The organism is Yoonia maritima (genome assembly GCF_002933395.1).
In the GTDB taxonomy this organism is placed as follows: domain Bacteria; phylum Pseudomonadota; class Alphaproteobacteria; order Rhodobacterales; family Rhodobacteraceae; genus Yoonia; species Yoonia maritima_A.
This window is the reverse complement of record NZ_PKFN01000013.1, coordinates 1-11,559: the sequence shown is the minus strand read 5'-3', so window position 1 is coordinate 11,559 and position 11,559 is coordinate 1. Positions and strand designations below refer to the sequence as shown.

Annotated in this window: 12 protein-coding genes and 1 pseudogene; 7 read left to right on the top strand and 6 right to left on the bottom strand. The window is 54.0% G+C overall.

Translation table 11 applies throughout. From position 1 onward, the window contains the following. Positions 1–12: 12 nt before the first annotated feature. Genes CYQ09_RS16155 through CYQ09_RS16140 form a run of 4 tightly spaced genes read right to left on the bottom strand, consistent with a single transcriptional unit; the run spans position 13 to position 3,790 of the window. Positions 13–801 (bottom strand): heme ABC transporter ATP-binding protein, encoded by a 789-nt coding sequence (locus CYQ09_RS16155; RefSeq protein WP_106746431.1) that lies wholly within the window; start codon positions 799–801, stop codon positions 13–15. A 3-nt stretch (positions 802–804) separates the two neighbouring features. Beyond that, complete coding sequence (locus tag CYQ09_RS16150; protein ID WP_106746430.1) at positions 805–1,878, bottom strand: FecCD family ABC transporter permease; 1,074 nt, start codon at positions 1,876–1,878, stop codon at positions 805–807. Positions 1,879–1,880: 2 nt separating this feature from the next. Then, on the bottom strand, positions 1,881–2,729 hold the full coding sequence (locus CYQ09_RS16145; RefSeq protein WP_430383357.1) for a heme/hemin ABC transporter substrate-binding protein: 849 nt from the start codon (positions 2,727–2,729) through the stop codon (positions 1,881–1,883). A gap of 5 nt (positions 2,730–2,734) precedes the next feature. After that, positions 2,735–3,790: a hemin-degrading factor gene (locus CYQ09_RS16140; protein WP_106746428.1), complete on the bottom strand. Its 1,056-nt coding sequence runs from the start codon at positions 3,788–3,790 to the stop codon at positions 2,735–2,737. A 228-nt stretch (positions 3,791–4,018) separates the two neighbouring features. Here CYQ09_RS16140 and CYQ09_RS16135 point away from each other — a divergent pair, with 228 nt between their 5' ends. The 6 genes from CYQ09_RS16135 to CYQ09_RS16110 are packed head-to-tail and all read left to right on the top strand — an operon-like array spanning position 4,019 to position 8,659. Beyond that, positions 4,019–5,989, top strand: a complete 1,971-nt coding sequence (locus tag CYQ09_RS16135; RefSeq protein ID WP_106746427.1) for a TonB-dependent receptor plug domain-containing protein — start codon at positions 4,019–4,021, stop codon at positions 5,987–5,989. Between the two features lie 2 nt (positions 5,990–5,991). Further along, positions 5,992–6,420 (top strand): hypothetical protein, encoded by a 429-nt coding sequence (locus CYQ09_RS16130; protein ID WP_106746426.1) that lies wholly within the window; start codon positions 5,992–5,994, stop codon positions 6,418–6,420. Continuing rightward, a complete protein-coding gene (locus tag CYQ09_RS16125; RefSeq protein WP_106746425.1) occupies positions 6,420–7,082 on the top strand; it encodes a MotA/TolQ/ExbB proton channel family protein in 663 nt (220 codons plus the stop codon). The genes CYQ09_RS16130 and CYQ09_RS16125 overlap by 1 nt, the downstream gene beginning before the upstream one ends. Next, complete coding sequence (locus CYQ09_RS16120) at positions 7,072–7,446, top strand: ExbD/TolR family protein (protein WP_106746424.1); 375 nt, start codon at positions 7,072–7,074, stop codon at positions 7,444–7,446. The genes CYQ09_RS16125 and CYQ09_RS16120 overlap by 11 nt, the downstream gene beginning before the upstream one ends. Continuing rightward, positions 7,443–7,820 (top strand): ExbD/TolR family protein, encoded by a 378-nt coding sequence (locus CYQ09_RS16115; protein WP_106746423.1) that lies wholly within the window; start codon positions 7,443–7,445, stop codon positions 7,818–7,820. The genes CYQ09_RS16120 and CYQ09_RS16115 overlap by 4 nt, the downstream gene beginning before the upstream one ends. Then, complete coding sequence (locus CYQ09_RS16110; RefSeq protein WP_106746422.1) at positions 7,817–8,659, top strand: energy transducer TonB family protein; 843 nt, start codon at positions 7,817–7,819, stop codon at positions 8,657–8,659. Before CYQ09_RS16115 ends, CYQ09_RS16110 begins: the two co-directional genes overlap by 4 nt. A gap of 11 nt (positions 8,660–8,670) precedes the next feature. Here CYQ09_RS16110 and CYQ09_RS16105 read toward each other — a convergent pair whose 3' ends face one another. Both CYQ09_RS16105 and CYQ09_RS16100 read right to left on the bottom strand, forming a co-directional pair. Continuing rightward, positions 8,671–9,645 (bottom strand): YeiH family protein, encoded by a 975-nt coding sequence (locus CYQ09_RS16105; RefSeq protein WP_239495979.1) that lies wholly within the window; start codon positions 9,643–9,645, stop codon positions 8,671–8,673. A 494-nt stretch (positions 9,646–10,139) separates the two neighbouring features. Continuing rightward, positions 10,140–11,237, bottom strand: coding sequence for an IS110 family transposase (locus tag CYQ09_RS16100; protein ID WP_239495987.1), 1,098 nt, complete (start codon positions 11,235–11,237; stop codon positions 10,140–10,142). Between the two features lie 27 nt (positions 11,238–11,264). Between CYQ09_RS16100 and CYQ09_RS16095 the strand changes: the two are divergent. After that, positions 11,265–11,559: pseudogene (locus tag CYQ09_RS16095) on the top strand (transposase); the annotation flags it as partial.

Genomic DNA, 11,559 nt, shown 5'->3' with positions numbered 1-11,559 from the left:
CTCGGTTTTGTCCTATGAGCCCGCAGTCTCTGCGGCTTGGGGCAAGACATATCGCATATCTGATATAGGAGGCGTATTTGTCCGTAATGTGCAATCATACGCTGATGATAACGATTGATCGTTAAGCACATCTTGTACACCGCCTTGGGCGACAACCCGTCCACGCGCCACGATTGTGACGGCATCCGCGACCATGGCGGTCAGGTTTAGGTCGTGCATGACAGCGATCACACCCCCACCGCGTCTGGCATAATCCTGTAAACACCGCATGATCAACAGCTGGTGCCCGATATCAAGGCTTGCAACCGGTTCGTCCAACAGCAGCCAGCGGGGTTGGCGGTCCAATACCGGCTCCCAGACTTGGCACAAGACCCGTGCAAGATGCGCGCGTTGCTGTTCCCCGCCCGATAATTCTTGGAAAAACCTGTCTTCGTAACCGGATAGGCCAACGCGCGCCAATGCTTGCGATGCAAGCCCATCTTTGTTGCCATGCACGCCAGAAGTCAGCCCCATCCGGACGACTTCGATCACAGTGAATGGGAAAGCCAGAGTTGCTGCTTGTGGAAGCACGCCGCGCACCGCGGCCAGTTCCCAAGCCTTATAATCACCAATTGACTTGCCGTTGATTGATATCTGCCCAGTCCAAGGGATTTCATCGGTAATCGCCCGTAATAGGGTCGTTTTTCCTGACCCGTTTGGTCCGACGATTGCGGTCACTTTGCCCGGCTCTGCGGTAAAATTGACGCCATCTAGGATTGCGGCTTTGCCGATTTTGACTTTGATGTTTGTCGCTTCAATCATTGATCAGAACTCCACCAATCCACGACGCCGCAAGAGAATCCACAAAAATACGGGCGCCCCAAGCACGGCAGTGACAATCCCAATAGGTAGCTCGGCTGGGGCGATGATCAGGCGACTGATGATGTCTGCCCCCAATAATAAAGTCGCGCCAAGCAATGCCGCATTTGGCAAAAGCGTGTCATGGTCTGGCCCCGTGGCCAACCGCAGCAGATGCGGCACGACGATCCCGATAAAACCGATCCCGCCAGAGACAGCGACCGCAGCGCCGGTTGCGCCGGCGACAATCATAATTGCCGCAGATTTCAACCGTTGAACCGAGATACCAAGGTGGGCAGCCGTGGCTTCGCCCAAGGCCAGCCCATTCAGCCCCTGCCCCAAAAAGAATGATGCGACGACAGCAATCCCAATCAGTGGAGCGGCGACGATAACCTTGGCCCAGGTTGCCCCAGCAAGCGACCCCATGCCCCAAAAGGTGAGGTCACGTAGCTGTTGATCATCGGCCATATAGACCAAGATTCCAGAAACCGCCCCTGCCAGTGCACCAAGTGCGATCCCCGCCAGCAGCATCGTTGCCACCGACGTTTGCCCGCGTCGCGTCGATACGCGGTACAAGATAATTGTAGATAGCCACCCCCCAAAGAAGGCCGAGAATGACACGAGGTAGTTGCCAACTATATCGCGTAGCCAAATCGGCAGCAACGCACCAAGAACAATCGCAACAATCGCGCCAAGCCCCGCGCCTGCTCCTACTCCGACAAGACCTGGGTCAGCCAACGGGTTACGGAACAAGCCCTGCATCACAGCCCCGGACACCGCCAGAGACGCGCCGATAACCATACCAAGGATCAACCTTGGAAGCCGAATATCCCATAGGACAACCCTCTCCATTGTGGTTAATTCTTCGCCAGTGATTAGCTTGCCCAGCGCACCCCAAAGCGAAGTACCCGTTGGGCCTGTCGCGAGGCTAAGAATTGCCGTAACGGCCAACAAAGCAGCGAGCCAAATATGCGCACGACGGGCCTTTACCCGCCGATCCTCGCGTTGAATGGGGATGGTTAGATTGTCAGCGACAGTCATCGTTACTCTCCGTAAAGAGCGGCGCTTAGCTCAAGAATAGCGTCGGCCGTACGAGGACCAAAGCCAATCATATAAAGGCCATTCATGCGCACAACAGACTCAGTTTCAGCGGCTGGCGTCGTGACAATGGCAGGCATCGATAGCAGTTCAGAATTGTCCGCACCGTGATCGCCGCCACGGTCCATCATCAAGATGACATCGGGTGCGGCAACGCTGATGGCTTCGTCGCTGAGTTGCTTGTACCCTTCGAATTCAGTGATGGCATTTACGGCACCGGCCATTGAAATAATGCTGTCCGCTGCTGTGTTCCGACCTGATGCCATAATGCGGCCGCCTTGAGTGCTTAGGATGAACAAGACGCGTTTGGGGGTGTCGCCGGCACGGGCCGTTGCCGTTTCTTCAGCAGATTGCAGTTGCGCATCGACATCCACAGCAAGCGCTTCGGCCTCGTTCGTTGCGCCGACAGCTTCACCCACTGCACGGATCTTGGTGACGATCCCCGCACGCGAAAATTCGTCGGTGATCATAACAAGCGGAATGTCCGCGGCTTTTAGCACGTCTATTGTTTCCGGCGGTCCCGCGCCGTCTTCAGACACGATGAGCCCGGGCGACACCGAAAGAACGCCTTCGGGGGATAGCGCGCGCATGTAACCAACGTCAGGCAGATCATTCGCCTCCGCTGGGAAGCTGGACGTTGTATCGCGCGCGATCAGTTGGTCGCCCTTACCAAGCGCATAAATGATTTCGGTAATCGAACCGCCAATGGACACGATGCCTTGGGTTTCTTCGGCTTGTACGAAGCTAGGTACAACAGCCGTAAATGCGGCCAGTGCCGCCGCTTTCATGTGCATGCGCATTATACTGTCTCCGCTTGCTTGAGACCCGGAAGCCCCTTCACCAGTTCGTCCCACGCAGCGCGATGGTTGTTATCCGGTTTGCCCACACCAAAGATCTGAAAGATATTGCCTCCATCAGCATCAAACGCCTCGATCGAAATCGCAGGGCCACGTTGGGTCGGTTTCTCAACAGCCCAGACTTCGGCGATGTGGTCTGCGCGTAGGTGCATGTTGAAACGTGGATCCATGACGTTTTGCCAAGGCCCCATTGGGCGAAGCGTTTTGATCGGGCCACTGTGAATTTGGATGCAACCACGGTTACCGGTAAAGACCATGATCTCGATCTCTTTGGCGACGGCAGCTTCTAGTGCTTGGTTAACAGCATCAATGGCAAGCGGTCGCACGAAAGGCGCACCAACGATACGATACGCGCCAAGGCGGTTCATCTTTAGCTTGCTGGTCAAACGCATAAACTGATGCGTATCCGTCATGCGCGCCCATTCTTTGCGCAAGATATCCAGTTTCTCAGGTTCGGACTTTGGTGTTTCTGTCGGGACACGCGGCGTGGTCGTGATGGTCTGACTTTGATCTTCGCTCGCGCCGTTATCCCGGGCAGCTTCCCAAACGGCGTGACTAGCCGGATCGCGCAAGAAAATCTTGTGAACGGCGTCGCCTGCGGCATCAAATACTTGAATGCTGCGGCGCATGGATTCATCTGTGCGCTTTTCAAACAAGAACGCGTGTTTCCAGTGTGCCGGGAAAATCCGCAGGTCAATGTCGTCTGCCAATATCATCGACGCATGCGGACCAGAGCGGTAGTTTTCGTACACCCCAACCTTTTCGTTCACACAGCTTTCGTTGCGGGTCAGCGCCATGACTTCACCTAATTTCTGCGCAATGCCCATGATGTTGTCTGGGTGCGCGTCAATACGTGTCGCCCCTTGCCCGCAATATGCGGCGATGATCTGAGCTTCGCTGATGCCTAACTTGTGCGCAAGGTCGCGTTCACGTGTTTTGGGGTTCTCAGCGTGTTGAGTCCGAATGTCTTCGGGTGTCATTAGGGTTGTGTCGGCCATGGGTCACCTTGCTTGCGTGCAATTTCAGTGGGTTATGGCTGGGCCGGGAATGCAAAAACCGCCTGGCTAAGGTGACATAAAATGCCACCGATTTATTCTTGACAGAATTAGTATGGTTTAATAGCGAAGCGCCAGGAGATGCAAATATAATTCGCACCTCGGGACAAAAAACATGCGCCGCCAGCCCCACAGCAAGCCCTCGCAACCGTCAGCTTCAAGGGAAATGAAATGGCAAAAGTACAAGTAAAAACAACGTTGTTAAGCACGACCAGCCTGGTATTTGGGTTGCTGGTCGCACAAGCTGCGGTGGCACAAGAAGAAACATTTTTAGGCACGATCGAACTGGCAGAAAGCAAGCGGGACGTACAAACGGATACAGCGGTAGCAGTTACTAAGGTTGATCAAGAAGAAATTGACGACCGTCAAGCGGGTACGATTGCAGAATTAATTGATTCCGTACCGGGCGTTTCATTGATCAATGGTTCGACGCCACAAAGCTCTGGCATCAACATTCGCGGATATGGCGCAAACGGCACATATGGGTCCGACCAAAAGGTCGCGATCATCGTAGACGGTGCTTCGGTTGGATCAGAAGAACTGTACCGCATCGGTACTCAGCTTTACACTGATCCAGAACTATACAAATCAGTCAGCGTCATCCGCGGAACCGTCGGCAGCTTTGCATATGGTTCTGGTATCGTTGGCGGTGTTGTTCAGCTTGATACCAAAGATGCATCCGACTTTACTGATGGTGAAATCGGGTTCAAAGCACGCGAAACGCTGCAATTCTCTAGCAACGGCGACGGTGTGACCAGCTCGACCATTCTTGCGTGGCAACCGACAGAAAACATGGAATTCCTCGCGAACTATACACAGCGTTATCTTGATGTTCAGACAGATGGTGTTGGCGAAGACATTGGCGAAGATGGGATTGAACTGCCATCAGGACTGATCAAAGGACGCTACACATTTGGTCAGAACAACGACCAAGCGATCACCCTGTCATACACTGACACGCGCACTGACGAAAAAGGCGTGCCTTATGATGCATTCAGCGGGAACCCAATGTTCGGGTATGTTAACCGTGAAACGCATACAATCACTTCTGCGCTAAACTATGAATACAACCCCGTCGGAAACGATCTAATCGATCTGAACGTCACCTTGTCCTATTCAGATCAAGAAATTGAGCAAGAAGACGCGTCCGGTGGAACATCTGCGTTGCTTAATGCGGACCATCAGTATCAAACAACTAAGCTACGTGCAGAAAACACCAGCCTTTTTGCGACAGGCGCCGTAAACCATACGCTGCAATCCGGTCTTGAGCTTATTCACAAAGATCGCTTAACGGCCTCTTCAGCACCAGGTGGCTCCGACGACAGGGTTGCGGTCTTCTTGATTGACGAGCTGCAGTTTGGTGACAGCTTTACATTGACCCCAGCATTGCGTGCCGAAACTTCGCATATTGAGGGTGACACAGCACCGACCGATGGAACATATGACAACGACGCTGTAATGGGCGGCATTTCCGCACGCTATGCCTTTGAAAGTGGCTTTGCTGTATTTGGTAGCGCCGCATATACCGAAAATCTTCCAATTCTCGATGATTTGGGCAACGCAACGTATATGACCCAAAGCGAGAAAGCAGAAACCTTTGAAGTGGGTGCGTCGTTTGATAATCTTGATGTCATTACATCGGGCGATAGCCTGAGCGTAAAAGCCAACGTTTATCAAACCACACTTTGGGACGTTACATCGTACTCTGGCGTGTCCAAGGTCGAAACCGAAGGCGTAGAAATCGAAGCATCCTATTCCTTGGAAACCGGTATATACGTTGACGTGAACGCAAACATTGTTGACGGCACGTCTTATGATGCGACCGGTACTGCAAGTGACTGGCGCAACACCCCAGCCAACAGCCTACTTCTTGCCGTTGGCAAAAAATTCGGCGAAGAACTCGACCTGAGCTTTGAAACCGTTGTGGGCGCTGACATCACACGCAATGGTACAGAGTATGACGGTTACGTCGTGAACAACCTGCGCGCTACATATGTTCCGCAGTCTGGTATTCTTGAAGGCACACAAATGCGCCTTGGTGTCGAGAATGCCTTTGACGTCGACTACACTCCCAGCTTGGCACAAGCCACACGTCCCGCACCGGGCCGCAATGTAAAACTCACCCTAGCAAGGACCTTCTGATCATGCGTATCAGCACACTTTGGCACTTCGCCATCGTCCTCTCTGTCGCGGCACCCGCCGCGGCAGAGGAAGTGGCGGTAGAACCAAAACTCAACATTGAATTGAACACTGCACAAACCACCGACACCGCGTGTCGGTTGTCGTTTTTGATACAGAATGATCATCCATCTGACATCAGCAAAGCAGCCTACGAAGCTGTCTTGTTCAACGCAGATGGCGGCGTTCAGCAGCTAACATTACTTGATTTTGGAAACCTACCAGCCGGACGCGCACGCGTTCGTCAGTTTGAATTCGCAGGAATGACATGTTCCGACCTTAGCCGGATCCTCATCAATGGCGCGAGCACATGTGAAGCTGGCGAATTGGGCGCAGATGTTTGCGCAACGACGCTGGAATTAACCAGCCGTACCGAGATTGGACTATTAGGATAATGGATTTTCAAACGCTCATCGCCCCGCTTCTTGGGATTATCGAAACTGGTGGCCCGGTTGTCGCTATTTTGATTGCCTGCTCTGTGCTCGCTGTGACTGTCACCCTGTATAAGCTATGGCAGTTTTACCGTGCTGGCGTTGGTCGCCATGTTGTGCTGCGTCAGTCTGTGAACCTTTGGGACCAGAACCAGCATGCGCCCGCGATTGAAGCGTTGAACCGCAGCAATAGCTATCTCGCTCCGGTTATCCGCACCGCATATTACGTGCGCGACACCGCACCATCTGATCTATCTGCACGACTAGAGGCCGAGGCCGAGGCGCGTTTCCTAAAGCTCGAACGCGGTTTTCGCTTTTTGGACAACGTCGCTCAGTTAGCACCACTGTTGGGCCTTTTTGGTACCGTTCTTGGCATGATTTCAGCATTCCAATCACTACAGGACGCAGGCAATCAGGTTGATCCTTCGATCCTTGCTGGCGGTATTTGGGTCGCGTTGATGACAACAGCTGTGGGGCTGGCGGTTGCCATGCCAACTTCACTGGTCCTGTCATGGTTTGAACAGCGCATGGATGCAGAACGTGTTTTTGCGGGCCAAGTGATCCAAGCCGTCGTCGCCCCAAGCGAAAGCTGGAGCGAAAAGCAGCCAAGCGCCAATGCAGCGTAAGAAACGTAAAAACCGGCTATCGATGACATCACTCATTGATGTCATCTTTTTGCTGTTGTTGTTTTTCATGCTGTCTTCGACTTTTTCAAAGTTCTCCGAAGTCCCACTTCCGGTTGGAACTGCCGGAACGGTTGCATCACAAACGACGCCCATGTTCCTTCGGGTCACATCAGACGAAATCAGCTTGAACGGCGAAACGATTGCGCTTGATGGTCTGCCTGCAGCGCTTGCTGGCGAACCTGATGCACCGACAGCAGCAATCGTCGGTCTAGGGCCAGAAGTAACCGCCCAGCGCCTGACGGATGTCTTAGCCGTGGTCAAAATGATCCCTCATCTCACCCTTAATGTGTTGGTGCCAGCATGAAACCAAGACGTCGCAAGGCAAAGGGCGAACCAACAATCGCGTTGATTAACGTGGTTTTCCTGATGCTCATCTTCTTTCTGATTGCTGGCACTCTCGCGCCGCCTTTGGACCCAGAGCTCACTCTAGTGAATACCGCTGACCTTGATAGCGCGGCGCCACCCGAAGGGTTGGTTATAAACGCAGACGGAACGCTGCAGGCTGACGGTCAACCGATCGCGAGCGCCCAAGACTATTACGCAACCCATGACGCGGAAACCGTTCGGGTTGTTCCCGATCAAGCGCTTCCCGCGAAAACACTGCTACAGATTGGTGCAGCTTTGCGTGAAGCTGGTGCTGAAACAGTCCTCATTGCTACCGAGCGGTCCATACAATGATTGCCCAATCTCATAGTATCAAAGTAGTTGCTCTTGTTGCGGCGATGGCGCTGCATGTTGCTGTTTTTTGGCGGCCTGCTGCCGCGCCTCCACCCATTCTCATCGCAGCTGCGGGTGCGTCAGTTGAGGCAAAGATGGGGTCGTCTTTCGCTGATATGGCCGTTGGGGTAATGACGCCCACGGTTGCAGCCCCTGCCCCTGTTGCACCAACCACTCCGGCGCCTGTGATGCCCGCCACGATGACTGGTGTGAACCCGGTTGTCGCGGCCCAAGTTGAACCAGCCCCAGCACCCGAGGCACCAGAGGTCGTGGAGCCGACCGTTGCACCCGTAGTCCCACCGACACCACCAGTTACTCCGGTCGAACCAGTCGAAGCCGAAGCGATCGACAATTCCCCAACGACGTCCATCCGGCCAACCGCACGTCCCAGAAACCTTGCGCAGCGGACAACGCCAGTACAGGAACGCGGCAATGCAAACCAGCAGGCAACCGCTGGATCAAATAATCGTCAAACGGCATCCACCCAAGTATCATCTGGATCGCAAGCCTCATCTGGGGATTCAGCACCAGTCAGTAATGCAGCAGTTACAAACTACCCTGGACAGGTGATGCGACGCATTTCACGTGTGCGCCGTCCGCGCACCAGCGAACGAGGTGCTGCAATGGTCGCGTTTAGCATTGGCGCGAACGGCAGCCTTGCCTCAGCACAAATAGCACGCAGTTCTGGCAGCGCGGCATTGGATCAGATGGCGTTGCAAATTCTGCAACGTGCCAGCCCGTTCCCTGCGCCACCCGCAGGTGCGCGCACACGCTTTCAGGTCGAGATTACCACCCGATAGCCACCTGATTACTAGGTCAGCATCTGCTGGCCTAGTAGCACGTAAACGGCGAGCGCCGCAGTTAGGATAAGGATCATAATCGGGGCAGATTTCCCTACCGATCGCAGGTCCTCGAATGATGTTTTCATGCCAACGGCAGCCACAGCTGTTACCAAACAAGCACGCGATACGGTGTCGGCGAATTGAATTGCCCATGTCGGTAGCCAGCCAAATGAATTCAATCCTGCAAGGACCAAGAACCCAATGACAAAGCCGGGGATGAGGGGTACGCCTTCGGCCCCTTGGCCAGACTGCCGTAAGAATAGCGCCCCAATGAACACGACCGGTGCAAGCATTCCGACCCGGAACAGCTTTACCAATGTGGAAATATCACCTGTTTCGTCCGATACCGAATATCCTGCGCCGACGACTTGGGCCACGTCATGAATTGTGCCGCCCAGAAAGACCCCGGCGGATTGGCTATCCATGCCAAGGTAGCTGATCAAAATTGGATAGGCGATCATCGCAACCGTTGAGGCAAGCGTCACCGAAACGACGGTAAACGTCACATCGCGTTCGCTGTTTTCGCCTTTGGGTAACAGCGAGGCAATCGCCATTGCCGCAGACGCCCCACAAATCGCCACCGCGCTGCCTGTCAGAAACCCAAAGGCCCGATCACGGCCGAATAGCGGGGCCATCATCAGCCCCAATGCAATGGTTAACACCACACCGCAGGCAACGAGCGCAACATTGGCGAACCCAATTTCCGCAACCATATCAACGCTAACACGCACCCCCAGTAATGCTACTCCGACGCGCAAAACATTGCGTGATGCAAAACCGATACCGGGCGCGGTGCGTTCTTCGGTTGATAGAAACTGGAACGGGATCCCAAGCAAGATCGCCATAAGCATAACAGGCGCGCCATAGTGATCGGATAAAAACTGTGCCGCCATGGCGACCATTCCGGCAAATAGAAGGCCAGGAAAGGTGATCTTTAATTTCATTAGCATGATATTCCGTTTGCTGTGTCGAATATCTGGATCTGCAAACAACGACTACCAAAAAGCACAAAATCAACAAAGCTGCAAAATAGAAAGAAAAAGTTCCTGCCACGCAGGCCTGCTAGTACTCAGATCACACCTGCGGGTAATGAATAGCCCGTGGTATTGTAGACACTTTGGGGCCGTCGCGGTTTCGTGCCGCCCCTTTGATAGCATTTACTGCATGTATGGATGCCCCCATTGGTGCAAGAGATTTCTGAACGGTTTGAGTGTGTGATCGGATGCGGTCATGTATCAGGCCTCTCGTTGCGGCGGTTGATACAGCCACGGGCCGGTATGGCGATGCGCGAACCAAAGACAGATCAACAAATCGAGCTCATTGGCTCCTGCAGTAAAACTGTTTTGTCTGGTCCGGATCTTTCCGATCATTTTCCCTTACTGTTCTTCGATCTCCTCACACACTCAAGTCCCGGATGTTGATGTACGTTGCATTGCGCTTATGCCATCGCTGCCGGGTTTCGGTAGTCCTCCTGCTTCGTCACCATGGCCCACAGGCCACGAGCCATTTTATTCGCTAATGCAACGCCGACCAGCATGCGGGGTTTGCGTTCTAACATGGAGATTAACCAACCGTCATGAGGCTTGCCAAAGCGCTCAACGGCTTGAAGAAAGGCCATTGCACCAGATATCAATAACCTTCGAATCTCACGTTGGCCCATCTTCGACGTCTTACCGAGGCGAGGTTTACCGCCCGTCGAGGTCTGCTTGGGGACCAAACCCAGCCATGCGGCAAAGTCCCGACCTCGGCGAAAGCAGTTAAGGTCAGGCGCAAAGGTTTCTATGGCCAAAGCCGTGATTGGCCCCACACCCGGCATGGTCTGGGCGCGACGTGCCGCTTCAGCTTCTTTGGCGGCACCCTTCATCTGTCGATCCAGTGCTGCAATCTGAGCACTGAGATCTTCGATTTGGACGAGGTATACTTTGGCGAGTTCTCGAACGCCCGCAGGCAAACTAATGGTCTCATCTGCAACTGCGTCAGCCAAGCGTTTGACCTGGATAGCGCCTTGTGGCGCAACAACGCCGTGCTCAGCTAGATGGCCACGCAATGCGTTGATCGTTTGAGTGCGCTGACCGACAAACATCTGTCGTGTGCGAAACAGCATGGCCCGCGCCTGCTGGGCTTCGGACTTTAGTTCTACAAACCGCATGGTTGGTCGTGATGCAGCTTCAACGATGGCTTCAGCGTCTGCAACATCGTTCTTTTGTCGTTTAGCGAACCGCTTCACATAGTTTGGCGCAATCAATCGTACGGTATGTCCAAGCTTCACAAATTCTCGGCCCCAGCTATGCGCAGTCGCACACGCCTCCATCGCAACGACGCAGCGGATTGTTGGCTCATAAACGCAAGAAGCCGAATGCGTGTCAGCTTTTTGCGAAAAACAACTGTTCCTTTGGCGCAAGCCCCGTGAAGTTGAAACACACGCTTTGCAAGGTCTATGCCGATCATGGCGACTTCTGACATGGATACTCTCCCTTTGTTGATGCTTTCTGAAACACCACAGTGGCACTTTACGATGCCGGTTGGTCGGGGGCATCCACGCCATCAGCAAAGGAGACTGACTATGGGACTGAAACCGACGAACGAATTCCGCCAAGATGCGGTGCGCATCGCGCTGACCAGTGGGCTGACACGCAAGCAAGTGGCTGACGATCTGGGTGTTGGCATGTCGACGCTGAACAAGTGGATTACGGCGCATCGAGACACGCATGTGTTTCGGGCGAGGATTTGAGCCTTGCCCAAGAGAATGACCGGCTGCGCCGCGAGCACCGCATCCTCAAGGAGGAGCGCGACATCTTAAAAACCTTTCCTGGTTGGGCCGGCCTGTGCGCTGTAGAAATAGCCTGTGCTACGGTCGC

What these genes read in the sequence shown, in the direction of transcription:
- CYQ09_RS16125 (WP_106746425.1), top strand. Translation starts at nt 6,420, where the DNA reads ATGGATTTTCAAACGCTCATCGCCCCGCTTCTTGGGATTATCGAAACT.
- CYQ09_RS16130 (WP_106746426.1), top strand. Translation starts at nt 5,992, where the DNA reads ATGCGTATCAGCACACTTTGGCACTTCGCCATCGTCCTCTCTGTCGCG.
- CYQ09_RS16155 (WP_106746431.1), bottom strand. Translation starts at nt 801, where the DNA reads ATGATTGAAGCGACAAACATCAAAGTCAAAATCGGCAAAGCCGCAATC.
- CYQ09_RS16150 (WP_106746430.1), bottom strand. Translation starts at nt 1,878, where the DNA reads ATGACTGTCGCTGACAATCTAACCATCCCCATTCAACGCGAGGATCGG.
- CYQ09_RS16135 (WP_106746427.1), top strand. Translation starts at nt 4,019, where the DNA reads ATGGCAAAAGTACAAGTAAAAACAACGTTGTTAAGCACGACCAGCCTG.
- CYQ09_RS16140 (WP_106746428.1), bottom strand. Translation starts at nt 3,790, where the DNA reads ATGGCCGACACAACCCTAATGACACCCGAAGACATTCGGACTCAACAC.
- CYQ09_RS16120 (WP_106746424.1), top strand. Translation starts at nt 7,072, where the DNA reads ATGCAGCGTAAGAAACGTAAAAACCGGCTATCGATGACATCACTCATT.
- CYQ09_RS16105 (WP_239495979.1), bottom strand. Translation starts at nt 9,645, where the DNA reads ATGAAATTAAAGATCACCTTTCCTGGCCTTCTATTTGCCGGAATGGTC.
- CYQ09_RS16100 (WP_239495987.1), bottom strand. Translation starts at nt 11,237, where the DNA reads ATGCCCCCGACCAACCGGCATCGTAAAGTGCCACTGTGGTGTTTCAGA.
- CYQ09_RS16145 (WP_430383357.1), bottom strand. Translation starts at nt 2,729, where the DNA reads ATGCACATGAAAGCGGCGGCACTGGCCGCATTTACGGCTGTTGTACCT.
- CYQ09_RS16115 (WP_106746423.1), top strand. Translation starts at nt 7,443, where the DNA reads ATGAAACCAAGACGTCGCAAGGCAAAGGGCGAACCAACAATCGCGTTG.
- CYQ09_RS16110 (WP_106746422.1), top strand. Translation starts at nt 7,817, where the DNA reads ATGATTGCCCAATCTCATAGTATCAAAGTAGTTGCTCTTGTTGCGGCG.